The following is a 23,507-nucleotide window of genomic DNA, read 5'->3' as shown; positions in this document are numbered from 1 at the left end:
AGCAGGCGACGGGGGAAGTGTCGCCCGGTCAGCGGATTGGCGGCAGGGCCTTGTCCGGGTGCGCGGTCTGTACGTCGACAGCGGAGTCCATCAGGAGATCGTGGTCCGCCAGGACGCGCCGAGTTCCGCGAGCTGCCCACGAAGTACGCCGCGCTGCTCCTCCAGGTCCTGCGAGGCCGGCGACAGGAGATAGACGTTGTCGCGGTACAGGCGGAACCCGATGCGCTCCCACCCCTGAGTGATCTTGGCGTTCACGCGGTCCCACTCCGACCTGTCCATCAGACGTTGACTGCTGAGGTCGGTGACGCCGGGCGAGCAGGCAATGGCCCGGCAGCCGGCCATGAGCCGGTGGATCGCCTCAATAGCGAGTACGGGAGCCAGCCCGTGGCCGCGCCACTGTGGCTCAAGGGTCACCCGGTCCATGACGAGCAGGGCGGAGCCGACGTATTCCAGCCGCTCGCTGACCTCGCTCGTGAACGAGCCCGTCTGGGCATCGAGGAGGACCTGGGCGGTCTCGTACAGCTCCTCGGATTCCTCTTCCATGGCCCAGTAGGCGTTCCGGCCGCGGTCGAGATGTACCCGGTAGAAGGTCATCTCTCCGATGGCGACGTCCTCCGTCGTGCCCGACGGGCGGTCCGCGGTGTCGCAGGCGCTGCCCGTTGCCGTGTCTTGAGCTGCGTCATGTGTGCGTCGGCGGTGCAGGATGGCGACGTTCCACCGCTCCAGCGTGTCGGCCTGCGGGGTGTCCCACAGTTCGTCATCGAAGGAGATCCGTAGGTGGAGCTCGGTGGGATCGCCGGGCAGCGAGGAGGACTCGATCACTGCGGCAGCGTAGCGAGGCCCGTGCGGCACGCCTGTCCCTCGGCGAGACCGCAGGATTCCGCCGCCGGTGGGCCTGCGCCGGGCGGATTCGGGCGGGGCGAGGCGAACGGGCGTACGCGGCATGGTCGTTCACAACCGACGCTCCTCTCACCGGAGCTGTCGACCGCAGTCGGTCGCGAGGCTCGTGCGAGTGGTGTGGCGTTCGCCCGCTTGCATTTCTCGCACAGGGAATCGAACATGTGTTCATGTACGTCGTTTCGCCTGGTGAGCGAGGGACTCCGGAGGCGACCGGAGCCAAGTCCGGCACGCTCTCCAGCCTGCTCCCGGGTGGGAAGCTGCCCCGCGGTGCGGTGGTGAGCGCTGGGGGCGACCTGCCCCTGCTGATCGCATTGGCCGCGGAGGCCGCCGCCGACGGCGGCGCCTGGGCGGCGGTCGGTCTGCCGCAGCTCGGCGGGCTGGCTGCGGCGGATGCCGGTTTGGACCTGGCTTGCGGGCTGGCCGTACCCGAGCCGGGACGGCGGTGGCCCGAGGTACTGGCGACGGTGTGCGAGGCGGCGCCGGTGGTCTTGCTCGGCCCCGTAGGGCAGGTGGCCCTGCGCACCAGCCGTCGCATCGCGGCCCGCCTGCGGCGCTCCGGCACGACGCTGCTGACCTGGCAGGACTGGCCGGAGGCGCAGCTGCGGCTGCGGGTGGCCGAGGCCCGCTGGGACGGGCTCGGGGACGGCTTTGGTCTGCTCGCCGGCCGACGTGCCCGTCTCGTGGTGGCCGGTCGGGGTGCCGCGACGCAGCCGCGGCATGCCCAGGTGTGGCTGCCCGGGCCGGACGGCTCGGTCCAGCTGATCGCCGAGCCCTCGGCCACCGCGGACGCGGATGTGGTGCCGCTGCGGCCCGTCACCGCGGGGTGAGCCAGCAGTGCGTGCACTAGCGATCTGGATGATGGACTGGCCCGTGGTGGCCACGGGCGAGGATCACGACGAGCCCGTGGCGATCATCGCGCGGGAGCGGGTGATGGCCTGTTCGAGGGAGGCCCGCCGGCACGGCGTACGACGCGGGATGCGGGTACGCCAGGCATCCGGACGCTGCCCCCAACTCAGGCTGCTCGACCGGGACCCCGAGGCGGAGACTCGGGCGTTCGAGCCGGTGCTGCGCCTGCTGGAGAAGCGCGTCGCTCCGCACATGGAAGTCCTGCGCCCCGGCCTGATCGCCCTGCCCGCTCGCGGCCCCGCCCGCTATTTCGGCGGCGAGCCGGCCCTCGTGGAGCACATCACCACCGTGCTCACGGATGCCGGGATCGAATCACGTACCGGCGCGGCGGACACCGTGTTCGCTGCCGCCCTGGCGGTGCGGGCCGGGCAGGCCGGGGTCCTGGTGCCGGCCGGGCAGACCGCGGACTTTCTGGCCCCGTATCCGGTGGGGGTGCTGGGCCGCCCGCGGCTGTCTCAGCTGCTGCCCCGCCTGGGCATCACCACCTTGGGAGCGTTCGCAGCGCTGCCGGGGGACCGGGTGCTGGCCCGGTTCGGACACGACGGCGCCGCGGCACAACGCACCGCCCGCGGCCAGGAGGCCCGGCCGCTCAACACCTCCGGGGCGGATAGTGACTACAGCGTGGCCGAGGCGTTCGAGCCGCCCGAGGACAATCTCGAACCGGTCATCTTCCTCGCCAAAGCCCTCGCCGAACAGCTTCACGGCCGCCTCGCGCGGGCCGGGGCGGTGTGCGCCAGGCTGCAGGTCGAAGTGGGCCTCACGAGCGGGCTGCGCCTGTCGCGACTGTGGCGGCACGAGGGTCGGCTCTCGGCGCTGGCGGTGGCCGAACGGGTGCGCTGGCAGATCGCCGCCTGGGCCGAGACCGGGCAGCTCAACAGCGCCGCGGCGGGGATCACCACACTGCGGCTGGTCCCAGAGGGACTGTCGGCGGCGACCGGGCGGCAGCCGTTGTTGTTCGGGCCGCGGATCGCGCCGGAGGAACTGGAGCACGCCGCGGGACAGCTGCAGGCGATGCTCGGACACCGCGCGGTGGTACGTCAGGAACTCGCCGGAGGCCGCGGTCCGGGCGAGCGGATCGTGGACATCCCCTACGGCGATGCGCGCTCGCGCCCGATGGTGGAGGGGACGTGGCCGGGGCGGCTGCCGGCCCCGCACCCGGCCGTCGTCTACTCCACCCCGCGCCCCGCCCAGGTGATCGGGGCAGATGGCGGCCCGGTCGGGGTGAGCGGACGCACCCTGCTCACCCAAGCCCCCACCGCGCTGTCCATCGACGGCGCCGCGCCGGTGGCGGTGACCGGGTGGACCGGACCGTGGCCGGTGCTGGAGGACTGGTGGATCCCCGCCCAGGCCCGCCGCCTTGCGCGCCTGCAGGTCGCCTGCGCGGACGGCCGCGCCTGGCTGCTGCACATCCAGGACGGCCGGTGGGCAGCGGAGGCGCTCTATGGCTGACCCCCGCGGGAAGGTGCTGCACTTCCCCGCCACGCGCGCCGCGCCGACGCCCGTGGGCGGCGGCTGGGCGGAGTTGCACGTGCACTCCGCCGGCTCGTTCCTCTTCGGCGCCAACCACGTGGAGGAGTTGGTCGCCGAGGCCGTCCGCCTCGGTATCGAGGCCCTGGCGATCACCGACACCAACGGGCTGTACGGGGCGAGACGTCTGGCGGAGGCCGCGGGCGAGTACGGCATCGGCACCGTCTACGGCGCGGAACTCACCTTGGACCAGGGACTGGGGTCGATCGTGGTGATCGCCCGCAGCCTGCTGGGCTTCACGCGGCTGTCCGCGGCGATCAGCGCCGGGCAGCTGGCCGGTGCCAAGGGCGCCCCGGTCTACGACCTCGACGCGCTGTCTGCTGCCGCGCACGAGGGTCATTGGGCGATCCTCACCGGCTGCCCCGTCGTCGGCGAGGCCGCGTACGACACCGACGCCGTCCATGCCCGGACGGACCGGCTGGTGGACCTCTTCGGCCGCACCCACCTGCACGCCGAACTCGTCGATCACCGGCTCCCCGAAGACGGCCCGCGCAACGCCGCCGTGCACGCGGCGGCGCAGCGATGGCGACTGCCGGTGGTGGCCACGAACGCGGTCCGGTACGCGGCCCCGCGTTCTGCGCAGCTGGCGGCGGCGCTGACCGCGCTGCACCGCCGAGAGAACCTCGACACCGCGATCGGGGAGTTGCCGCCGGCCCCGACGGCGCATCTGCGCACCGCCGAGGAGATGCGCATCCTCATGGCCCGCTACCCGCAGGCCATCGCATCCGCCGTCGATCTCGCCCGCAGCAGCGTCATCGACCTGAGCAAACTGCGCCCGCAGCTGCCGCACTTCGAGGTGCCCGCCGGGCACACCCCCGGCAGCTATCTGCACCACCTCGCGGAAGAAGGCTGCGCCCGCCGGTACGGGCCGCGCACCGACCCGGCGGCCGGGGCTGCGTGGAAGCAGCTCGACTACGAACTGTCCGTGATCACCGGCATGGGCATGCAGGGCTACTTCTTGATCTGCTGGGACATCACGCGGTACGCGGCCGAGCAGGGTGTCTGGTGCCAGGGGCGCGGCAGCGCCGCCTCCTCAGTGGTCTGCTACGCGCTGGGCATCACTTCCGTCGACGCACTCAAGCACGGCCTGCTCTTTGAGAGATTTCTGCACGCCGAGAAGACCGACCCGGACATCGACATCGATTTCGAGAACGACCGCCGGGAGGAGGTGATCCAGTACCTGTATGCCAAATACGGCCGGTCGCACTGCGCGCAGGTGGCGAACCTCATCACCTACCAACCCCGCCTGAGTGTGCGGGATTCAGCACGTGCCCTCGGCTATCCCATGGCGCGGATCAATGAGATGACCCGCCATATCCACCACGAGCCACCCGGGCCAGAGGCCGACATCCCCGCCGATGTACGCTCCCTCGCAGGACAACTGCACACCCTGCCACGACATTTGGGCATCCATGTCGGAGGGATGGTGCTGACCCGCCAGCCCATCGGGGAAATCATGCCGGTCGAATGGGCCACCCGCGAAGGCCGCTCGGTACTGCAAGGCGATAAAGACGATGTGGCCGCCGCCCATCTTCTGAAAATTGACATCCTGGGATTGGGCATGTTGGCCGCCTTGCACACCGCATGCGACCTCATTGCCGAACACCACGGAATCAACCTGGACATGGCCACGATCCCGCAGGACGACCCGGACGTGTACGCCATGATTGCCGCAGGCCGGACCATAGGGGTTTTTCAAGCTGAGTCGAGGGCGCAGGTCTCGACCCTGCCGCAGCTGCAGCCACGGTGTTTCGAGGACCTCGCGGTGGCCGCCTCAATCATCAGGCCGGGCCCCATTCAGGCCGGATCAAAACATCCGTATTTGCGGCGACGGGCCGGCCTGGAGCCCGTCACCTATCCGCATCCGCTCGCCGAACCAGCGCTCTCCAAAACGCTCGGGGTCGCCTTGTGGCAAGAGCAGGCCATGGCCCTGGCCATCGACTGTGCAGGTTTCACCCCGGGCGAGGCGGACCGCCTCCGCAAGGCGATGGCCGCCAAGCACTCTCCCGAAAAGGTGGCACAGCTGCGCGGACGACTGCTAGCCGGGATGGCCGCCAAAGGCATCGCCCAAGCCGCCTCCGAACGCATCGTGGGCATGATAGAAGCGTTTTCGGATTACGGATTCCCGCAGTCTCACGCCCAGTCGATGGCAGGCATCATTTATGCCAGCGCCTGGGTGAAGTACCACTTTCCGCACGCCATGCTTGCGGGGATCATGGCGCATCTCCCGATGGGTTTCTACGACTCCCAGACCCTCATCCAGGATGCCAAGCAGCACGGCATCGAAGTCCGGGGCGTCGACATTCAGTGCTCCGGTGTCCACGCCACACTTGAGCCTTACGCCGATCAGCCGGAGCGGCGGCCGGCGATCCGCCGCGGACTGACCTCCGTGACCGGCATCAGCGAGGAGATCGCCAAGCGGATCCTGACCACACGCGGCACCGTGACGTTCCGCTCGGTGGCCGACGTCGCCCGCCGCACACGGCTGTCGGCAAAGCTGATGGAGCAACTGGCCACCGCCGGGGCGTTCGACGGCCTCGGCATGGACCGGCGCACCGCCCTGTGGTCGGCCGGCGCCTACACGGGCGAGATCCAGGAAGTCCTTCCGGGGCTGGACGACCTGGCACCCGCGCCCCAATTGCCGGTCATGACCGCGGCCGAGGCCACCGCCGCCGACCTCGACGCCTCTAGCGCCAGCGCCACCGCCCACCCGGCACAGCACCTACGTGCTCTGCTGGCCTCGCACGGGGCGCAGCCTGCGCGCGAGGCCCGTGACCTGGCCGACCAGACCCGGGTGCGGGTCGGCGGACTGGCCAAGTACATCCAACGGCCCCCCACGGCGAAGGGGGTGGCGTTCGGCGCCCTGGAGGATGAGACCGGCATGATCAACCTGGTCTTCTCTCCCCCGGTCTGGGAACGCACGCGCGAGACAGTCCTCGGCGCCCCTGCGGTACTGCTGGAGGGGCACATCGAACGAGACCGCGGCTCGGTCAACCTGATCGTGCACCGCGCACACGCCTTGGCGGGCCCCGCTCGGGCCCACCAGCCGGGGCGATTCAGGTGACGATCAGAGGAAGCGAAGGTGCGGGTGCACGCTCCGCGCCCGCAGTAACTCTTCCGAGAGGCATCACGGACGCAGCCCCGGCAGCCGACCTGCTTCCTCTGCGGAACTACGAGGACCCTGCGAAAGGCAGGGCCCTCGTAGTTCCGTGCGCTGATTGCCGTGCGCAGGTCAGGCGACTTCGGCGTCCGGGCAGAGGTATGCGGCTTCGATGAAGTTGAGGAATTTCGGGAGGCCCTCGTCCCCGAGCATTTGCCCCATGCAATACATCATTTGATAAGTGACACTCAGTTCCTCACTGAGTTCGTCCCCGAAGTGATTGGTGGCAGCTCGCATCTGTCGGTGCGGTGTGCGCTCATAGAAGGAATCCCGCTCCTTCTGTTCGGGGGTCAGGGGACCGAAAGCCGTGTTGAAGAAGTCCAGCGACTTCTTGAAGTCGTCCTCGTCGAGCAGACTCTGGATTGTCCGGATCATCTGGTAGCTGGCTTCCAGCGCCGCACCGTTGTCGCCGAGGTGCTCGTAAGCGAGGGCGGAGATCCGGATCGAGTCCTGGAGGCGGCTCCGCCGGCGACGACGAACAGAAAGTGGCTCTGGCTGCGTCTCTGAGCTCGCTGCAGTCAGGTGATCGAAGGGCATGCTGGTGCCAATTTTGGGTGTCATGCCTCTTCGATAGCGCTGCCGGTGCCGAACGACGGCGTCGAGGCTCAGCGAAGGGGCATGTCGCGCGCCTGTTGGTCCATCTGGACCCGTGTGCGTCAGGGGTTTCCGTCGCGGGCGGCGCGTGCTCGGTCGATGGCGCGAAAGTCCATCTGCTGGGCTCCCCGCCGGTGCCGGAGCTTGTTGATCCCGTCCCAGTCGATCGCAAGGAGTCCCGGGCTGCCGAGGCCGAAACCCGGCGCCGAGCGGAGCAGGCGATCCACCTCCTTGAGGTCGGCCCGAACGGGAATGGATGTTCACTCCTGGCGGTGAACACCACGAACGCCAGGGGTGAACGACTGATTCGGCCAGGCTCCGGGGCGCCGTGATCCGGTGAGGCCAGGGCGTGCCGCAGGGGCCGCCTCGCCGGCAGCACGGGTGGCTGCTCCAGCCTCCCCGGTCGGACGAAACGGCAGCGCTGTCAGCGGGCTTCGCTATGGTGCCCATCGTGATGGTGGGAACTGAAGAGACGCGGCTGATTGTCTTGCGCGGAAACAGCGCCTCGGGGAAGTCCTCGGTTGCATCTGGCCTGCGCGAGCAGTTCGGCAGGAACCTAGCCCTCGTCGGGCAGGACAACTTGCGCCGTGTCGTGCTGCGCGAGCGTGATCGGCCCGGCGCAGCCAACATCGGACTGATCGGCGCGACAGCGCGTTACGCGCTGGACGCCGGATTCCACACCGTCATCGAGGGCATCCTGTACGCCGACCGGTATGCCGTGATGCTGGAGGATCTCGTGCGCGACCACCGGGGCACCTCGCGCTGCTACTACTTGGACGTGCCGCTGCAAGAGACGCTCCGTCGGCATTCGACGAAGCCCGACCTGGAGTACCTGAGCCAGGTCACCGACGAGCACCTGCGCGAGTGGTATCGCGAACGGGACCTGCTGCCCAACGGCATCGAGACGGTCATCGACGCCGGCAGCACCTTGGACGACACGGTGAAGCACATCCTGCGCGACACGGGCCTGGACGCAGTGCAGCCCCTAGACCGCTGAGGATGCTCGAACACCGACGAGTCCGAGTAGGCAGCTGCACGGCTACGATCCCGGCGGGCGGGTGTAGCGCAGTGGTCGACGCGCGTGGTCTCCAAAATCGCGAGGACGCCGGTTCGAATCCGGTCACCCAGCCCAGCCGATCTCGCGGACCTCGATCGCGCCCGCGTGCGGCATGTATTGGATCCAGCACGTCGAGCCGAAAGCCTCCCGGATCTCCTCGACTGAGCCCGTGTCCCGCACGTCCGGGAAGGCGTACGGGTCCCTTCGTGCGATGTCGACGAGCGCGAGGACTTCGTACCGCGCCTCGTCGGTCGGCAGCTCGGCCATCACCTCGACGGCAAGCTCCTCGAACACCGTGCCGTGCCTGTGCATAACGCCCCCTTGTGATCCACAGGGGCGTCACGGTAGAGCGAGGAGTGGGGGAACGTGCGTGCCTGTGGATAACTCGGCATCGACGCCCCTGTCGGGCACCACAGGGGTGGCACCAAGACAGGGTGTGGCGCTGGCAGTTGTCGCCCCAACTCCGCACGACTCGAGTCCGGTCCGGGTCCGGCCCCGCCGTCCCTCTGGCCGTTCTCCCGGGCTCACGTCGCAGCCACCGTGGCGCACCGCACGGCCCCCACAAATGGAGAGGATCCGAGCAAGGAGCCCCGACGGTTAGTGACGTCGATCACAGCTGAAATTCGACGCCAGCGGGACGGCCGGAGCCCTTCAAGGCGCTTGACCAGCAGTTCTCTTGACGTTGACTCGTATAGGTTGCGCAACACCCCCCCCGTAAGGGTAAATTAGTGCATTTGCCTCATAGGGTACGGTCCCAACGCATGGGACTCAATGAGCAGTTCGCGGCCGTCTCTGGCCCGCTTTTCGCCCTGCTGACGGTGTTGTTTGCAGCGGCCCTGTCGCATCCCGACCCGACGGTCAGGGCTCGGGCAGAGCGGCTCTTGGCGGTGATCTTCCGCGCCCGATAGGCCGGTGTGTGCGTCGGCCCGAGTCGGGGGATGCCATCGTGCGACCGGGCCGTGCGAGATGCAAGGTTCGCCCACGCTAAAGCCCCCCGGAATCGCGCGGATTCCGGGGGGCTTTAGCGTTCCAGACGGGTCAGCTTTCGGCGGAGCCTTCGTCGCTATGGGAGTTGTCCGTACGGCGTCGACGGGCTACTACGAGGGCGCCTGCGCCGGCGACGATCAGGAGGCCGGCACCGCCGAGCAGCCACGGTGTGGCGTCGGCGCCGGTGTGTGCGAGCGAGCCCTCGGGGGCGGGCGCCGCAGTGCTCGACGCGGTCTCGTCAGAGGTGGGGGTGGCCGAGTCGGGCGGGGCCGGGGTGTCCTCGTCCTTGCCGGGCTTGCCCGGGGAGGGCTTGTCGCTCGGCTTCTCGGTGGGCTTGTCGGTCGGCTTCTCCGTCGGCGGCGGGGTGGTCGCCGTCTTGGTGTTGGTCGTTGTGACCGTCACCGGATCGCCCGGCTTGGCCTTGAACTCCTCCGAGGGCTTGTAGATGTCGTAGCCGGCGGGTGCCTTCACCTGCTTGACCCAGAAGTCCGTTCCGGCACGGGAGTTGATGGGCAGCTTGCCGGTAGCCGTGCCGTCGGAGCCGGTGGTCAGCGTGAGGAGGGTCTTGTCGCCGCTGCCGATGTTGACCGTGGATCCGGCCAACAGCTTGCCGGTCTTGTCGTCCTTGGCCTTCAGAAGGACCGAGGCGTCCTTGAACGGGTCGACGATCGTGAGCGGCGTGTCCGTGCCGGGGGTGACGATGACGTCCTGGTCATCGACCGTATCGTGCAGGTTGCTGCCGCTTGTCGGGACTCCCGTGAGTTCCTTCCGTTCGATGCACCTTCTCCTGACCTGCGGCGCTGGTGAGCCGGGGTTCACTCGATCGCGTGGAGAGTTCGACGTTCCGTCGAGATTCCTGAAGGTCTGCCGCTATCCATGACGCATGGACGTAGGCAGTGAACTGAGGCGTGCATGACGCTCGCGGTCGTCCGGTCGATCGGGACACCGCGGCGGCTGGAGACGGCGCAGGAATACGAGGACTTTGAGCAGGAACTGGTCGACCAGTTCCTGCTGGCCGGAGTTGGCGCTGGGCTAAGCGACGACTCCATCGCCGACGACCGCCGGGTGATCTTCGAGTTCGTGCGGTTCGTCGGTCGGCCGGTGTGGGCGACAGCGCCGGAGGACGCGGACCAATTCCTTGCGCATCAGCGCAAGGTGAAGCGACTGGCTCACAGCACAGTCCAGCGCAAGGCGTGGACGCTCGCCCAGTTTTTCGACTTCCTGATCGCTCGCTACCAGGGCGACGTGCATGCGCTGACCGGCCATGTGCTGGTGCAACCGATCGACGAGTTCAACCGCCCGGCAAAGAGCGAGTATGGGACGCCGCGGATCCCGCCGTTGGAGGCGGATGTGGACCAGCTGTTCGCCGAATGGCGGGAGTCGCTGGGGCAGGCGCGGAAGTTCCTGCCGGCCGCCAGGGACTACATGGCCGCCTCGCTGTGGCGCCGGGTCGGTACGCGGATCGGCGAGACGCTCAAGCTGGACATCCGCGACTGGCGCCCGGACCTTGGCGACTTCGGCAAGTTGCACGTCCGGCACGGCAAGGGAAGCCGAGGACGGGGACCGAAACCTCGCCTGGTGCCGGCCATCAACTCGACGGACGTCCTGATGGACTGGTGGCTCGGTGATGTGCGACATCAGTTCGGTGACGACTATGCCAACCCCGACGCCCCGATGTTCCCCAGCGAGCGCCGTGATCCCCACGCAGGGTTTTGCCTCCGGGCCGGAGACGACGCGCTGCGGTCAGGGCTGAAGGGCGCGGTCGACGCATTCCTGCCCTCCTGGTCCGCGAGGCTGACTCCGCATGTGCTCCGGCACTTCTGCGCGTCCTCGCTTTACCTGCAGGGTGTCGATCTGAAAGCGGTGCAGGAGCTGTTGGGCCACGAATGGCTGTCCACGACAACCCGGTACATCCACGTGCACGACAACCACATCGAGCAGACGTGGGTCGCGGCGAACCAGCGGGTCGCGTCCCGGCTGGGCCTGGGCTGAGGAGGAGGATATGCGCTGGAACCTGCGGATGACAGCCGCCGAGCAGGGGATCTGGAAGTCCACCGAGATGCGCCGACGCCTCGCGGAGGCCGGCCTGGAGATCAGTACGGGGAAAATGTCCGCGCTGTGGACAGGAACGCCCACCACGGTCCGACTCGATGACCTGGATATCATCTGCGCGGTGCTGAACTGCACGACCGCAGACCTGCTGATCCATGAACCAGAGGTGGCGGCAGCCCGCCGCCCGAAGTCCGAACCGCAGGCCGCGACCGGATCTCCAACAGTTGCACCGCGGCTCGGGCGCGGCCGCACCCTCCCCCCGATCTGATGACGGCGCCGAGGAACTGCCCGAAGTGCCACGAGCGACCGGTGGCCAATCACCACTCGAAGTACTGCCACCGCTGTCGACCGCAACCGTGCGACCCGCCACCGTGCCGACAGTGCGGCTCGACAGAGGACTACTGGACAGCCTACAAATGCCGTAACTGCTACCGAGGTTCTCCTGAGCTCCCAACATCCTGCCCGGACTGCTTCGCGTGGGGGATGCTGCGAAGTAATGGCGGGCTGTGTCTGGCCTGCCGAGGCTGGCGTAGGAACTACCCCGGACCGCGGCCGTGCCGGGTCTGCGGACGGAAGCTATGTCTACGCGACCGTGCGTGTCGCTTGTGCTGGCGGCAGGCCCGGATGCTGCGGCACCCCAAGCGCGCCCTGGAACTGGAGGAGGCGAACCGGAACGGGCAGCAGTTGTTCCTCGCCGACATGGAGCGACGCCTGCAACTAAGGCAGGCCCCCCAGGAAGACCGGCAGCCTGCTCCCTCGACCGATCCGCCACCACCGTTGGCCCCAGTCCAGTACCGGCAGCTCGTGCTGTTCCCACCTCACGAGCGCGATCTGCGACGCGGCCAGCAACGCGGATTCCCCGAGGTCGACGCGCCGGGGGTCGCAGCGGCCTTGGAGGCGGCAGCTGATGACTACGCGCGACGCCACGGGCTGAAGAGGGGAGCCGCCTTCGGCCTCGGTCGTGGACTGCGCATCCTGCTCGCCTTGCAGGACACCCCCGGCGCGCCGTTCCGGGCAACCGACGTCGTGCCTCTGTCGACGTTGCACCTGCCGGTCAAGCCGATCCTGAAGCTGCTTACCGAGGTCAGCATGCTCGACGACGATCGCCCCCCGCGAATCGTGACCTGGTTCCACGAGCAGACCGCTTCGCTTCCGGAACCGATGGTCAGCGAGCTGACCACGTGGTTCGAACTTGTCCTCAGCGGAGCGACATCAGCGCCACGGGTCAAGGCCCGCCCGCACCAGTGGATCCACAAGAAGGTGTACGAGGCACTGCCCGCTCTGCGGACGTGGGCCGCCGACGGCACGGAATCACTACGATCCGTCACGCGTGTTGATGTCCTCGCCGTGCTCCCCGGTGGGGGGACACCACGCGTGGCAATGCTCCAGGGCTTGCGGCACATCCTGCGTGTCCTGAAGCGCCGAGGAGTCATCTTCACCGATCCCACCACGCGCATCTCCGGTGGCAGCACCTTCCCAACCGTGCCACTACCGGTGCAGGTGGCTGACCTCCGCGAGACCCTGAAGGACGAGGCCGCACCGAGAGCGGTCCTGGCTTCGCTGATCATCTTCCACGCGCTCACCTCCAAAGAGCTGCAGACGATGCTGACCACTGACCTGCACGATGGCCGCCTGTTCCTGCAAGACCGCACCGTCCTGCTCGCCAGCGAAGTACGCACCCGCCTGGAGAAGTACCGGGAATACCGAACCAACCGGTGGCCACGCACCGCCAATCCGCACCTGTTCATCTCCCAGACCACCGCCTGCGGCACCGGCCGAGTCAGCCACGTCTGGATCAACGACACCCTCGGCATGCCCGCCCGTCGAATTCGCGAGGACCGTCTCCTTCACGAAGCCGCATCCACAGGCGGCGACCCCCGCCGCATCTGCGACCTGTTCGGCCTCTCCGTCGGGGCGGCGCTCCGCTACACCTCCACCGTCGACCAACCCGGCATCGTCGAGTACCGCCTACGCAACTCTGGGCCACGCCCGTCCCTACGCGGCGACGACATCGGCTGACACCGTCGGTTCAGCGGGCCCGGACAAACCCGGGCCCGCCCAGGTCCGGTGAGCACCGATCCTGCTGGGCGGTCGAGCAGCGGGCTAGCGATCGGCGCGACGCCGCACTCGTGGTCCGGACCGATGGTGAACCCGAGCCCTACCTGGTCGAGCGCATCAAGCCGTTGCGGCGAGTTCGCCACCTTTCACATTCATCTTCGCTCTTGAAGACTTTCGAGAGCTGCGAGGCGGGCTTCAGCATGTTGAGTGATGGCAGGGGGCATGTGGCGTTCTATCACCGGCACACTCGCTCATTGACCGTTCACGGCCGGAAGGGTGGGAGGGTGGCCCCGAGCGACTCGGTTCGGGGAGCCGACCCGTGCGACGTGGCAAGCATTCGAAGCGAGGTCGACGCACACTTGGCTGCCTTCCTTGACGGGAAGGCCGGCGATGCAGCCACATACCGGCTGCCCGGTGAGGTGGTCGAGGTACTGAGCAGCTTCCTCTTCGCGGGCGGCAAGCGAATCCGACCTGTGCTGTGTGTCATCGGCTGGCATGCCGCCGGCGGCGCAGGTCCGGCCGGGCCTGTGGTACGTGCGGCGGCCTCGCTGGAGATGTTCCACACCTTCGCCCTCATCCACGACGACATCATGGACGACTCCGCTGTCCGTCGCGGTCGCCCCACTGCCCACCACGCCCTAGCCGCCCATCACCCGGCACGTGCTGACGCCGAGCGGCTGGGAGTGCATGCCGCGATCTTGCTGGGTGACCTCGCTCTGGCCTGGTCCGACGAAATCCTGCACACTGCCAGACTCACCCCTGCCCAACTCGCCGCCGTCCTACCGATCCTGGACGACATGCGCACCGAGCTGATGTACGGCCAGTACCTCGACCTGCTCGGCTCCGGCCACGGCGCGGCGGGCATCGACACCGCCCTGACGGCCGCCCGTCTCAAAACCGCCAAGTACACCGTCGAACGGCCCCTACACATCGGTGCAGCGATCTCGGGCGCAAACGCCGTGACCCTGTCCGTCTTGAGTAGGTACGCCCTGCCCGTCGGTGAGGCATTCCAACTCCGTGACGACCTCCTGGGTACCTTCGGTGATCCCCGGGCGACGGGTAAATCGCGTCTGGACGACCTGCGTTCCGGCAGGCCCACCGCCTTGGTGTCCCTGGCCGTGCAACGTGCCGACCCTGCTCAAAGACGCACCCTTCAGACTCTCATCGGCGACCCGTCCCTCGACGAGGACGGCGCGGACCGCATCCGCGAGGTTCTGATCGCCACCGGCGCCCGCGAAGAGACGGAGCGCATGATCACGGACCGCCGCCGTCAGGCCCTCGAAGCTCTCGACGCCTCGGTGTTGGCCCCAGCCGTCACCGACGCCCTGCGCAACCTCGTCAATCTGGCCACCACGAGGAGCCGATGATGCCAAAGGAGCCGACGTTGCCAGCCGAGGTGACAACACCCCAAGTCAGCATCACCATCCCACCGGTGTACCTTCCCGAGCCCCTGTACTGCCATCCGCAGGTCGCCCTTCTGCAGGACCGTGGACTGTCCTGGATGGAGCGCCACGGATTCCTCGCTGACCAGGCGATGCGCACGAGGGTGGCGGACAGCCGTGCCGCGCACTTTTTCGCATACCCGTGCCCGCGAGCCGATGCCGATCTGCTGCAACTGGCCGTGGACTGGGCCTACCTGATGTTTGTGTTCGACGATGTCCACGAGGGGAACTTCGGAGGGGACAACTTCGCCTTCCTGGATCTGGCGGTGCGGATCATCCGGACGCTTGAGGTTCCGTCCGCCGGTGTCCTGGACTCAGAACATCCGTTCACGGGGGCAGTGACAGACCTTGCCCGGAGACTGCACCGCTCGGCCTGCCCCGAGCAGATAAAGCGGCTCGCGGACGCGCACACGACATGGCTCATGGGGATGGGATGGGAGATCCCGGCGACCCAGCGAGATGTGCACCAGCCAGTGAACGACTACGTGGTCACGCGGATGATGCACGGGGCGGTCGCGCCGACACTCTGCTGGCTCCAGCTCGCGGAAGGCGAGCTGATCCCCGAGTCGGAGATCACCTCGCCCCGGGTGAGGGCACTGACCGAGATGGCGGGGACGGTCGCGGCCCTGGACGACGACTTATATTCATACGGGAAAGACGTGTGGTTCGAACGGAACGTGTGGGGCCGCACTCCCCGGTACAGCAGCATGATCCGTGTATTCATGTCGGAACAGTCCATGACGGAGGACGAGGCCCTGGCAGAGTGCGTGGTACTCCGGGACCGGATCGTGGCCCGCTTCTACGAACTCCGCGCCCAGGTCTTCCAGGGGGCCTCGAGGTCGCTGACTCGCTACCTGGACGACCTGGGATTCTTGCTCCGGGGAAACTTCGAATACGGTCTTGAGGCCGACCGGTACACCAATCCGGACGGTTCCCACCCCAACGCGGTCGTCACGAACGGCTCCGTCTCGGATGCTCCGTCGGCGTCGGGCAGGCCCGGTATCGCCGCGATCGACTGGTGGTGGGACTGATGCAGTGGAACCGGCCCTTCGCGAAGCTGTACCGCGATGGCCGAGGCGCACGAGCGGCGGATGAGGCGTTGGAACCGAAGCTGCCGTATCCCGATGGCTGGTTCTGCCTGGCGATGTCCGCGGAGATCAAGCCGGGGGCCAAGCTGACCCGCCAACTGATGGGTGAGGACCTGGTACTGGTCCGTACGGCATCAGGCAGGCTTTCAGCGCTGCGGGCCTACTGTCCCCACCTGGGGGCCCATCTGGGTATCTCAGGCGTGGTTGAAAGGGAGGAGATCCGCTGCAACTTCCACAACCTGTCGTTCGACCTGAACGGCGGGGCGTGCCTGCGCACGACTGATGGATGCCCGCCGCCGAAGGCGTCGCTGACCGGCTACCCGGTCATGGAGACCGGCGGCGCGGTGTTCGTATGGCGCAGCAGGAAAGCAGCAGAGCCGGAGTGGGAACTGCCGGATCTTCCGGCGAAGGGCTGGCGGGAACCGGCGTGGCACCGGTTCGACATGGCGTCGCACCCGCAGCAGATCATGGAGAACGTCTTTGATAGCCACCACATCGCGCAGCTCCACGGCGTCACCCAGCACCCGCCGAACATCACGTTCGACGACACGAGGGTGACCTTGGAGTTCGTGACGGACTGGCCGCTCATAGCCGGAAAGGTGCTGTCACTGCCCGCGAGCGCGACTGTGTACGGCATGAGTATGTTGCTGCTGCACTTCGACCTGCCCCGGCCGCGTCTGAAGTTCCGGGTCATGGTGCTCCCCACACCGATCGCGCCATGGCGCATCCATGTGCGGGTGGTGACAACGGTGACCCAGCCGGCTCTTCCGCGAATGCTCCGGCCACTTGAGCACTGGACGGCACAGCTAATCCAGCAGCTCGCCCTGTTGGTGAACGTCAACGACTTCAACGCGGATCTGGCCACACTCCACTACCAGGAGTACCAAGCACAGCCACGCCTAGTGGCGGCCGATCAGTACATCGGCAAATACCGCAAATGGGCGGAACGATTCTACGAGATCCCTGAGGGGCTTCGCTGAGACTTGCTGTGCCCACCGCCGCTGCGGCGGCGGTTCCGTCAGATGCGGCAACGGCGCCGGGCAGGGCCGCCAACACTTGATCCATGCCTGGCATTCTGCCCAACCCACTTACCGGGTAGCGCCGGTTCGGCGAGCCAGGACGGGGGATCGACGGAATACGCCGGGAACAGGCAATAGCCATGTTGGCTGCTCCGTCCGGGTGATGCCGTAGGGGCGACTAACAGGAGCTTCTCCCAGGTCATCGTGGGTCTGCTGGCCGCGCGGCGTTGCGGTGGGGGTGCGATTCGGGTGGAGCCCCTGGGAGGCCAGGAGTACCTGGTCCGTGTGGAGGACGGGACTGTGGACTTCCAGCCAGGTGCGGGTCACGGACGGGGTGGTGGAGCGGGCCGGGCTGTCGGGCGTGGAGGAGGAGCGGATCGCGCGGGAGACGGTGGCGTTCCTGATCGAGAGTCGACCGGGCACCGATATCCCGGCGGTGATCGACCTGGACGACCTGGCGGAAACGTACGGGGACGCCTACCTGAAGGAACTCGGGCGGCGGCTCTCCAGCTGGTAGGCCACGGGTCGGGTCGGGCGCGGATTCGGGTGTCACCGACCGAGCTCGGCGTCGTTGTCCCGGCGTGCACGTTGGAGAGGCGCTGAGGCGTCCGAGGCCGCGGCGACAACCACGGACGCCGACCGGGGTGTTGGTCAAGGGCTGTTAGGCACGTCAGCGGGCTGGTGCAAGGGGGGCAGTGTGCCACCAGCGGGTGGCGGCGGGAGAGGGCGGGCCGTCGTCGGCGGGGGGTTGGTCGAGGGTGGTGGAGGTGATGATCACGGCGTCGGGGTGGTGTCCGTCCGGGTTGCGGTAGCGGGGGGTGAGCAGGTGCCAGTCATAGTTCCCGCGAATGGTCTGGGCCACGTCCCCGAGATAGTGGGCGGTGGCCTCGTCCGCCTCTGCGTACATCCTCGTGTACAGGCGCATGAACTGTCCCGTGAGGGCGTTGGCGTAGTCCGCCGCGCGCTGGAGCGCCTCATCAGGGCGGAGGTCGTCGATGTGGGCCAGGTGCGCCACGACGTTCAGGCCGGTGGCGTTCTCCTCGCTGCGGTAGTGCCTGCTCATCCAGAGGTCCTTGCCCAGGGAGAGCATGTGGTTGTGCAGTTCGCAGATGGTGGCCATGAGTTCGACGAGGTCGCGCACGGGTCGTGAGTCCAGGACTTCGACTGCGACCGGGACAGGGGTGAAGAAGGCGAAGAAGGGGGTGAAGACGCCGTGCCCTGCGATGCCGACGAGCCGCTCCAAGACGATGTCGAAGTCGCTGGGGAAGCTCCCGGTGGCGAGGTCGGCGTTCTGCCAGAGGGAGGCGGTGACCCACTCGCGCAGATCGCGCACGAAGCGCAGGGTGTAGGCGTGGTTGCCCAGGTCGTCGAACCGCTGCCCCACCTCGCGGATGGCGTTGGCGAAGACGCCGAGTTCGTGCGCGCTGCGGGAGTCGGGTTCCTTGATGACCTGGAACAGGGCATGGGCGATACGGAGGAACGAGAGGGGGTTCTGCGGCGGGTCCTGGGTGGTGACGGAGCCGTCGAGATAGTCGTCGAGGAGGAACGCCAGGTGCGTGAAGTCGGACATGAGCTGGAACGGCTCACTCCACGTGGTCTCGTGGCAGACACGGGCGACGAACTCGCCGTTATGGATGCCGACGGCTCGGGCCCTGAGGTCTGGGGCATCGAGTAAGCCGTTGCGCTGCAGGAACTCCATGCTGCGCTTCTCCGATTCCGCAGCCAGCGCTGCCGTGGACGGGGAGAAGGGAATGTACAGTGGCGGAACCGTCAGCCTGATGGACTCGGTCTGCGAAGCCTTGACCGTCATGACGCATCCTTTGACGAAGCCTTCGGACCTCGGCGCGGACGCCAGGGCCCCCGGAGACGCAAATACACCGCTGCCCAGAGTCCCACGTCATCAAACGGCGCCTACTCGCCGCCGGCATGACCGGCTGGCAGCTCGCAGACCTCCTCGGCGTCCACGAGCACCAGATCGACCTCAAAGAACTCCCCGACCTACCCGTCCACGTCTGGCTCGAACTCTCCCGACGCCTCGACGCACACCCCGCCGACCTCATCACCGGCGCCGACGAACTCTTCGAACGCCCCCGCCACCGCGAAGTAGTCGACCGCCGCCCGGCCGGCGCCGACCACGACGCCCTCACAGTGATCACCGCCCTCGCGCACACGGACGGCCCCTCACCGCCGACGGCCCCACACACGCCCTGTCCTGGACCACTTACCGGCTCGACGCAGCCCTCGACTACGCCCGCGCCCACCCCGACGTCGGCGGCGTGCTCGTCATGCGCCGCGTCCCGCCTGACGGGTACACCACCACCCCACGCCTCGACGTCCTCCGCCCCGACCAGGCCGACGCCATCACCGGACGCACGAACCCCCGCCCGGCCGTGCGCGGCCCCATCCAACCCGCAGAGGCGGAAGCCCTCCTCCGCGTCTGGGTCGACGGCAGCATCGACACGAACGACGCCGCCCAGCGCCAGGCCCTCGAAGACCTCGCCGCCGCGGCGACATCGTCGACGTCCTCCACGACAACGTCCTGTACAGCCTGCGGATGCTCCCCGAGCCGTCACCAGCTACTGACACAGACTCTGCGCCGCTGACACAACCCTGCGCATCCCACTGACATCAACTCTGCGCCCGACAACGAACCCAGGCTCGCCTCGATGCGACTATGGCTGCATCGCCCGTCGGTTCAGCTTCGAGCCCCCTTCGGAAAACGCGAACCCACGGCCTTTGGCGAGCTCCTTGAGGCGGTAGACGCCCGGTGCGAGGTCCTTGAAGGCGAGCTTGCCCTGGGCGTCGGTCTTGCCGTCGGCGGCTTCCTTGCCCGCGGAGTCGAAGAGGGCGAAGGCCGCGCCGGCGAGCACGTCGCCGCCGGGATCCTTCTTCAGGATGGCCACGCCGCCGGTCTCTGGCTCGGCCGCGTTGCGCGGAGTCGAGGACGTGGATGTGGACGGGGTGGGATCGGTGCTCTGGGCCGAGGCGGTCGGGGCCCAGGACAGGGAGCCGGTCACCGTGGCGGCGACGGCAACAGCGACCGGGAGGGTGCGAGCGGAACGGATGCGCAAGAAGGGACTCTCCAAGGGGTACAGGCGGGAACAGGCAAGGCGGGCAAGCGGTCGTTGTTCAGCGGGAGCGGCCAGACGCCGGACGTGGGGGTGAGGCGGGCAGCCCAGTTGCTGACCAGGAGGGTGCGGTGATCGCGTAGCGGCGGGCGGCGGCGCGGACGAGTTGCTGTTGCTGCTCGAAGGGCAGCTGCGCGATGCCGGCCAGGCCCTGGGCGGTGGCCAGGCCGAAGGGCGATCCGGCATCCAGGTCGGCGGCCTGGACGATCTGCGCGGCGGCTTCGGCTTCGACGAGGACTCCGTAGGTGCTGGGGACTCCGAGCATGTGCTCGGCGTGGTCGCGGGCGCCGTCGAGGATGTCGGCGAGCGGGACGTCATCGTTGAGGCAGTCCTCGACGATATCGAGGAGGGTCAGCGTCGCTCTGTGCAGCCGGTCACGGAAGTCCGGGTCGGTGATCCAGAAACCGTTCGGGCCCGGCGGCGGAAGCGGTCCGGGGACAGCGGTCGTCGGCGGCTGCGGCCGATGGGGGGAGGGGAACCAGCGAGGCGGGGACATGCGGAACTCCGTGACGAGGTGGGCGGTCAGCGGCTGCGGAGCGAGGCCCCGGTGGTGGCTGTGGACCGGGCAACAGGTCGGGCTGCCGGTCGGGACACGGCGGGCGCCGGGATCCAGAAGTGGGCGTACTGCTCGATCGCGGTGCGCAGCCCTGCGCAGTCCGCGCCGTGCCACGGCGGCTGGCTGCTGTGGGGGTGCCAGTCGCGGATGACGGCGTAGCCGTCGCGGCCGGGCACGAGGTCGCGGGCGGTGTCGCGGCGTTCGAAGGTGCCGTGGTCGGCGAAGCGGAGGATCGCGGTGTCGAGGACGCCCTGCTCGGGGTGGACAACGCGCAGGCGCAGTCCGTCGTACTCGCCGTGGCGGATGGTCGGGGCGAAGTCGATCCTCAGCCGCAGCGGCGAGGTCGGCTGCGGGGCTGCGTACAGGGCGTCGCCGACGACGGCGTACTGGTAGCGGGACAGTTCGAGGACATCATCGAAGAACTGCTGGGCGTGCAGGGCCAAAGAGCTTCTCTCGGACGAAAGGCATCTGGTCAGTCAGCGGCGGGGGCCGGAGCGCCGGGCGGGCAGGACTGCCGACGGGGTGGTCGTGGTGCTCCAGCGCGGAACGCTGCGCGTGGTCAGCGCGGGCGCCCGACGGGGAGCGGTACGGCGGACGTCGAGCGGTGTGGGAACCGGGGGCGGCGGAGGGGCGACGGGTACGAGCTGGGCGTTCTCGCGCAGGCCGCGCAGCATCTGGTCTTTCCAGCGGGGCAGGGGCGTGGGGTCGGACACGCTTTCGGTGATGGCCGTGACCAGTGGGATCGGGGTGTTCGTGGACGCGGTGGCGTACCACCGGGCGTGTCCGCTGTCCGGGCCTCCCTGCATGTACCAGCGGGCCTGAAGGGTGGTGAGTTCCTTCTCCGAATCGAGGCGTCCGGTGGCGAACTCGAGTCCGGCCATGCCGTCCGGGGTCTGCAGTTCCATGACGCCCCACCGCCTCGGCTGGATCTTCCAGCCGCGGTTGATCAGCGGGACGATCGCGTTGAAGGCATCGAGTTCGGGGTCGCCGGGGTTGGGGCGGGCGAGGTAGTGCTCGGGGCCGGCCTGGTACGCCGTCGCCAGGGCCGTGGTGAAGGCGGTGACGAACTCGGTGGGGCACTGGTCGTTGAAGCTGACGCCCCAGGTGGGCGGGCCGAAGCGGTCTTCGTAGGCGTTGATGCGCCACAGTCCGTCGTCGTCGCCCTCGGGCAGGTAGCCGAGGCGAACCTTGCGGTCGGGTGCGGTGACGTAGACGTTGGCGAGGTCGTCGTAGGTCAGTTCCCAACCGAGCGCCAGCAGGGGCTCCAGGGCAGGGTCGCCGGTGTAGGTGCTGCCGGCGAGATAGCGGGGGAAGACGTAGACGTCGGCGTCGGGATCTGTCAAAGGGACATCCGGATAGGGGTCGGGCGCGCGAGGGCGGCAGGCGGTCTAGGCGGGGGTGACCTGGACGGACAGGCGCCGATACGCCTCGGTGGAGCGGACCTGCGCAACCTTGGCGCTGGGTCCGGTGGTGATGAGGTAGCCAATGCGGGCGCTGAACATGTCGCCGTCCGGTGGCAGCACGAGGTGCTCGCCGGCGTCGCGGTGAAAGGTGACGCGTTCGAGCCAAGCGGTGCTGTCGGTGAACTCGGCGTCCAGGCGGCGCTCGGTGAGGGTGCCGGAGTAGGCGGGGTAGATCAGTCGGATCGCCGCTGCCTGACTGCGCGTTGGGGTGAGGTCGGGCAGCGCTCCGCAGGCGATGTCGGCGGCGGCGCGGGCCAGGTCGACACCGGTCGCGAGGTGGACGAGGTGGCCGATCATGTCACCGGCGATGCGGGCGTTGACCTCGATCAGCCGCGGGCGGCCGTCGACGATGCGGATCTCGACGTGGCTGACGCCGTCGGTGACGCCGACGGCGTCGAGGGCTGCGACGGCGACCGGCGCCACGTCGGCGAGCAGCGGGTCGTTCGCGTCGACCACGTGCGCCAGCTCCTCGAAGAAGGGGGGCATCCCGACGGTCTTGCGGGTGACGGCGACCACGGTGGTCTGCCCCTGGTAGGTGACGCACTCGACGCTCACCTCGGGGCCGTCGAGGTGCTCCTCGACCAGGACCTGGGTGCTCTCCACTCCGTGGCCAGCGGTCTGCGCGGCGAAGGCGTATGCGGCGGGGAGTTCGCTGGCGGTGTCGACGCGGATGACGCCCATGCTCGCGGCGTGCGCGGCGGGCTTGAGGACGACGGGATAGCCGATCAGGGCGGCGGCGTCGGCCGCCTCCCGCTCGGTGCGCACGCTCACGGAGATGGCGGAGGGCACCCCGTGGCGGGCGAACAGCGTGCGGGAGGTGTGCTTGTTGCGGCAGCCCTGGAGGGCTTCTGGAGTCGTCGTGGGCAGGCCGAGCTGGCGGGCGAGACGGGCGACGGGGACGAGGTACCACTCGGTCCACGTCAGCACGCCGGCCAGCTCGTACCGCTCGGCGAGCGCGCGCCCGGCCGCGTTCAGTGCCGTCTGGTCGGTGGGGTCGGCGACGGCGTAGTCGAGGAGGAACTCCTTCTCCCAGGTTGGCTCGGCGCCGGAGATCAGGACGATGTCGTAGTGGGCGCGGACGTTTTCAAGGCAATACGCCCGATACGCGTGCGCCTCCATGTCAGCGGCTGCAACAACCAGGACGACGGGGCGAGAGGACAACAAGGCTCCAAACAGTGACACGACGAGGGTGGTTGAGCAGAACGCAGGGTCAGGGGGTGCGGCGGCGTCGCAGCTCGAAGGCGGACGCCCAGTGGGGGTGGTCCTCGATCAGCTTTCGCGCATACAGGGCGGTGAAGCTGTTGTTCAGCCCGCGCACGCCCGCGGGCAGCTGCCAGCGCAGGTCCTCGAACAGTGCCTTCAGCCCGACTCGGGTGGCTCCGGTGGCGAGCCGGTCGGCGGTCAGCCGTTCCAACGCGCGGTAGACGTACGGGTGCTCGGCGTCGAAGGCCAGGAATCGGTCCATCAGCGTGGGCCGCGATCCTGCGCGGAGGGACGGTCGGGATATCGGCAGGAGCATCTGGTCGGCCGGGGCGTGGGACGTGCGCATGGCGGGTCTCCGTGAGGTGGG

26 protein-coding genes and 1 tRNA gene are annotated in these 23,507 nt (G+C 68.4%); 14 read left to right on the top strand and 13 right to left on the bottom strand.

The annotated features are described in order from the left end of the window. Positions 1-90: 90 nt before the first annotated feature. Positions 91-822 carry a hypothetical protein gene (locus OG254_RS39300; protein WP_405591800.1) on the bottom strand — a complete coding sequence of 244 codons (732 nt, stop codon included), beginning with the start codon at positions 820-822 and terminating at the stop codon, positions 91-93. Positions 823-1,067: 245 nt separating this feature from the next. On the opposite strand from OG254_RS39300, the gene OG254_RS39295 reads away from it, so the two are divergent. The 3 genes from OG254_RS39295 to OG254_RS39285 are packed head-to-tail and all read left to right on the top strand — an operon-like array spanning position 1,068 to position 6,397. Beyond that, positions 1,068-1,727: a hypothetical protein gene (locus tag OG254_RS39295; protein WP_405591798.1), complete on the top strand. Its 660-nt coding sequence runs from the start codon at positions 1,068-1,070 to the stop codon at positions 1,725-1,727. Positions 1,728-1,734: 7 nt separating this feature from the next. Continuing rightward, positions 1,735-3,255 (top strand): DNA polymerase Y family protein, encoded by a 1,521-nt coding sequence (locus tag OG254_RS39290; RefSeq protein WP_405591795.1) that lies wholly within the window; start codon positions 1,735-1,737, stop codon positions 3,253-3,255. After that, entirely contained in the window at positions 3,248-6,397 is a 3,150-nt protein-coding gene (locus OG254_RS39285; protein WP_405591793.1) for an error-prone DNA polymerase, read from the top strand. Before OG254_RS39290 ends, OG254_RS39285 begins: the two co-directional genes overlap by 8 nt. 168 nt (positions 6,398-6,565) lie before the next feature. Here the strand turns inward: OG254_RS39285 and OG254_RS39280 are convergent, their stop codons facing one another. Further along, the gene (locus tag OG254_RS39280; RefSeq protein WP_405591790.1) at positions 6,566-7,054 is read right to left on the bottom strand and encodes a hypothetical protein; all 489 of its coding nucleotides are present in this window, start codon (positions 7,052-7,054) and stop codon (positions 6,566-6,568) included. A 95-nt stretch (positions 7,055-7,149) separates the two neighbouring features. Continuing rightward, positions 7,150-7,314 (bottom strand): hypothetical protein, encoded by a 165-nt coding sequence (locus OG254_RS39275; protein WP_405591785.1) that lies wholly within the window; start codon positions 7,312-7,314, stop codon positions 7,150-7,152. 227 nt (positions 7,315-7,541) lie between these two features. Between OG254_RS39275 and OG254_RS39270 the strand changes: the two genes are divergently transcribed. Further along, entirely contained in the window at positions 7,542-8,084 is a 543-nt protein-coding gene (locus OG254_RS39270; RefSeq protein ID WP_405595463.1) for an AAA family ATPase, read from the top strand. Positions 8,085-8,141: 57 nt separating this feature from the next. Continuing rightward, a tRNA-Trp gene (locus OG254_RS39265) sits at positions 8,142-8,217 on the top strand. Here the strand turns inward: OG254_RS39265 and OG254_RS39260 are convergent. After that, the gene (locus tag OG254_RS39260; RefSeq protein ID WP_405591782.1) at positions 8,208-8,456 is read right to left on the bottom strand and encodes a hypothetical protein; all 249 of its coding nucleotides are present in this window, start codon (positions 8,454-8,456) and stop codon (positions 8,208-8,210) included. The genes OG254_RS39265 and OG254_RS39260 overlap by 10 nt on opposite strands. 449 nt (positions 8,457-8,905) lie before the next feature. Between OG254_RS39260 and OG254_RS39255 the strand changes: the two genes are divergently transcribed. Continuing rightward, entirely contained in the window at positions 8,906-9,052 is a 147-nt protein-coding gene (locus tag OG254_RS39255; protein WP_405591779.1) for a hypothetical protein, read from the top strand. Between the two features lie 130 nt (positions 9,053-9,182). On the opposite strand, the gene OG254_RS39250 is transcribed toward OG254_RS39255, so the two are convergent. Beyond that, a complete protein-coding gene (locus OG254_RS39250) occupies positions 9,183-9,950 on the bottom strand; it encodes an LAETG motif-containing sortase-dependent surface protein (protein ID WP_405591776.1) in 768 nt (255 codons plus the stop codon). Positions 9,951-10,043: 93 nt separating this feature from the next. On the opposite strand from OG254_RS39250, the gene OG254_RS39245 reads away from it, so the two are divergent. The 7 genes from OG254_RS39245 (at position 10,044) to OG254_RS39215 (ending at position 17,307) form a co-directional block, all read left to right on the top strand. After that, entirely contained in the window at positions 10,044-11,123 is a 1,080-nt protein-coding gene (locus OG254_RS39245) for a tyrosine-type recombinase/integrase (RefSeq protein ID WP_405591773.1), read from the top strand. A 10-nt stretch (positions 11,124-11,133) separates the two neighbouring features. Then, a complete protein-coding gene (locus tag OG254_RS39240) occupies positions 11,134-11,451 on the top strand; it encodes a helix-turn-helix domain-containing protein (RefSeq protein WP_405591770.1) in 318 nt (105 codons plus the stop codon). Positions 11,452-11,807: 356 nt separating this feature from the next. Next, a complete protein-coding gene (locus tag OG254_RS39235; RefSeq protein ID WP_405591767.1) occupies positions 11,808-13,202 on the top strand; it encodes a hypothetical protein in 1,395 nt (464 codons plus the stop codon). A 110-nt stretch (positions 13,203-13,312) separates the two neighbouring features. After that, positions 13,313-14,608, top strand: a complete 1,296-nt coding sequence (locus OG254_RS39230; RefSeq protein ID WP_405591764.1) for a polyprenyl synthetase family protein — start codon at positions 13,313-13,315, stop codon at positions 14,606-14,608. Between the two features lie 17 nt (positions 14,609-14,625). Next, a complete protein-coding gene (locus tag OG254_RS39225) occupies positions 14,626-15,714 on the top strand; it encodes a terpene synthase family protein (protein WP_405591761.1) in 1,089 nt (362 codons plus the stop codon). Next, positions 15,714-16,751 carry a Rieske 2Fe-2S domain-containing protein gene (locus tag OG254_RS39220; protein WP_405595461.1) on the top strand — a complete coding sequence of 346 codons (1,038 nt, stop codon included), beginning with the start codon at positions 15,714-15,716 and terminating at the stop codon, positions 16,749-16,751. Before OG254_RS39225 ends, OG254_RS39220 begins: the two co-directional genes overlap by 1 nt. A gap of 322 nt (positions 16,752-17,073) precedes the next feature. Further along, complete coding sequence (locus OG254_RS39215) at positions 17,074-17,307, top strand: hypothetical protein (protein ID WP_405591758.1); 234 nt, start codon at positions 17,074-17,076, stop codon at positions 17,305-17,307. 153 nt (positions 17,308-17,460) lie between these two features. Here OG254_RS39215 and OG254_RS39210 read toward each other — a convergent pair whose 3' ends face one another. Both OG254_RS39210 and OG254_RS39205 read right to left on the bottom strand, forming a co-directional pair. Then, on the bottom strand, positions 17,461-18,600 hold the full coding sequence (locus tag OG254_RS39210) for a hypothetical protein (protein ID WP_405591756.1): 1,140 nt from the start codon (positions 18,598-18,600) through the stop codon (positions 17,461-17,463). A gap of 188 nt (positions 18,601-18,788) precedes the next feature. Beyond that, on the bottom strand, positions 18,789-18,959 hold the full coding sequence (locus OG254_RS39205) for a hypothetical protein (protein ID WP_405591754.1): 171 nt from the start codon (positions 18,957-18,959) through the stop codon (positions 18,789-18,791). Between the two features lie 116 nt (positions 18,960-19,075). Here OG254_RS39205 and OG254_RS39200 point away from each other — a divergent pair, with 116 nt between their 5' ends. Then, positions 19,076-19,393, top strand: coding sequence for a hypothetical protein (locus OG254_RS39200; RefSeq protein WP_405591751.1), 318 nt, complete (start codon positions 19,076-19,078; stop codon positions 19,391-19,393). A 69-nt stretch (positions 19,394-19,462) separates the two neighbouring features. Here the strand turns inward: OG254_RS39200 and OG254_RS39195 are convergent, their stop codons facing one another. The 6 genes from OG254_RS39195 to OG254_RS39170 form a co-directional block, all read right to left on the bottom strand. Continuing rightward, entirely contained in the window at positions 19,463-19,861 is a 399-nt protein-coding gene (locus OG254_RS39195) for a collagen binding domain-containing protein (protein WP_405591749.1), read from the bottom strand. Between the two features lie 58 nt (positions 19,862-19,919). Next, a complete protein-coding gene (locus OG254_RS39190) occupies positions 19,920-20,414 on the bottom strand; it encodes a hypothetical protein (RefSeq protein WP_405591746.1) in 495 nt (164 codons plus the stop codon). 26 nt (positions 20,415-20,440) lie between these two features. Beyond that, entirely contained in the window at positions 20,441-20,917 is a 477-nt protein-coding gene (locus OG254_RS39185; RefSeq protein ID WP_405591743.1) for a hypothetical protein, read from the bottom strand. A 33-nt stretch (positions 20,918-20,950) separates the two neighbouring features. Further along, entirely contained in the window at positions 20,951-21,817 is an 867-nt protein-coding gene (locus OG254_RS39180; RefSeq protein ID WP_405591740.1) for a DUF317 domain-containing protein, read from the bottom strand. Between the two features lie 45 nt (positions 21,818-21,862). Further along, on the bottom strand, positions 21,863-23,056 hold the full coding sequence (locus OG254_RS39175) for an acetyl-CoA carboxylase biotin carboxylase subunit family protein (RefSeq protein ID WP_405595459.1): 1,194 nt from the start codon (positions 23,054-23,056) through the stop codon (positions 21,863-21,865). A gap of 91 nt (positions 23,057-23,147) precedes the next feature. Continuing rightward, positions 23,148-23,486 carry a hypothetical protein gene (locus OG254_RS39170; RefSeq protein WP_405591737.1) on the bottom strand — a complete coding sequence of 113 codons (339 nt, stop codon included), beginning with the start codon at positions 23,484-23,486 and terminating at the stop codon, positions 23,148-23,150. Between the last annotated feature and the right edge of the window lie 21 nt (positions 23,487-23,507).

The sequence above is a fragment of the Streptomyces sp. NBC_01092 genome (assembly GCF_045039535.1).
Lineage (GTDB): Bacteria > Actinomycetota > Actinomycetes > Streptomycetales > Streptomycetaceae > Streptomyces.
Note: the sequence above shows the minus strand (reverse complement) of the source record. Positions and strands in the feature narration are given on the sequence as shown.

Excerpts from the sequence above, each read along its gene's own strand:
- OG254_RS39240 (WP_405591770.1), top strand. The coding sequence starts at position 11,134 with ATGCGCTGGAACCTGCGGATGACAGCCGCCGAGCAGGGGATCTGGAAG.
- OG254_RS39190 (WP_405591746.1), bottom strand. The coding sequence starts at position 20,414 with ATGTCCCCGCCTCGCTGGTTCCCCTCCCCCCATCGGCCGCAGCCGCCG.
- OG254_RS39200 (WP_405591751.1), top strand. The coding sequence starts at position 19,076 with ATGCGCCGCGTCCCGCCTGACGGGTACACCACCACCCCACGCCTCGAC.
- OG254_RS39295 (WP_405591798.1), top strand. The coding sequence starts at position 1,068 with ATGTACGTCGTTTCGCCTGGTGAGCGAGGGACTCCGGAGGCGACCGGA.
- OG254_RS39245 (WP_405591773.1), top strand. The coding sequence starts at position 10,044 with ATGACGCTCGCGGTCGTCCGGTCGATCGGGACACCGCGGCGGCTGGAG.
- OG254_RS39270 (WP_405595463.1), top strand. The coding sequence starts at position 7,542 with ATGGTGGGAACTGAAGAGACGCGGCTGATTGTCTTGCGCGGAAACAGC.
- OG254_RS39220 (WP_405595461.1), top strand. The coding sequence starts at position 15,714 with ATGCAGTGGAACCGGCCCTTCGCGAAGCTGTACCGCGATGGCCGAGGC.
- OG254_RS39260 (WP_405591782.1), bottom strand. The coding sequence starts at position 8,456 with ATGCACAGGCACGGCACGGTGTTCGAGGAGCTTGCCGTCGAGGTGATG.
- OG254_RS39235 (WP_405591767.1), top strand. The coding sequence starts at position 11,808 with ATGCTGCGGCACCCCAAGCGCGCCCTGGAACTGGAGGAGGCGAACCGG.
- OG254_RS39210 (WP_405591756.1), bottom strand. The coding sequence starts at position 18,600 with ATGACGGTCAAGGCTTCGCAGACCGAGTCCATCAGGCTGACGGTTCCG.
- OG254_RS39255 (WP_405591779.1), top strand. The coding sequence starts at position 8,906 with ATGGGACTCAATGAGCAGTTCGCGGCCGTCTCTGGCCCGCTTTTCGCC.
- OG254_RS39175 (WP_405595459.1), bottom strand. The coding sequence starts at position 23,056 with ATGGAGGCGCACGCGTATCGGGCGTATTGCCTTGAAAACGTCCGCGCC.
- OG254_RS39285 (WP_405591793.1), top strand. The coding sequence starts at position 3,248 with ATGGCTGACCCCCGCGGGAAGGTGCTGCACTTCCCCGCCACGCGCGCC.
- OG254_RS39170 (WP_405591737.1), bottom strand. The coding sequence starts at position 23,486 with ATGCGCACGTCCCACGCCCCGGCCGACCAGATGCTCCTGCCGATATCC.
- OG254_RS39280 (WP_405591790.1), bottom strand. The coding sequence starts at position 7,054 with ATGACACCCAAAATTGGCACCAGCATGCCCTTCGATCACCTGACTGCA.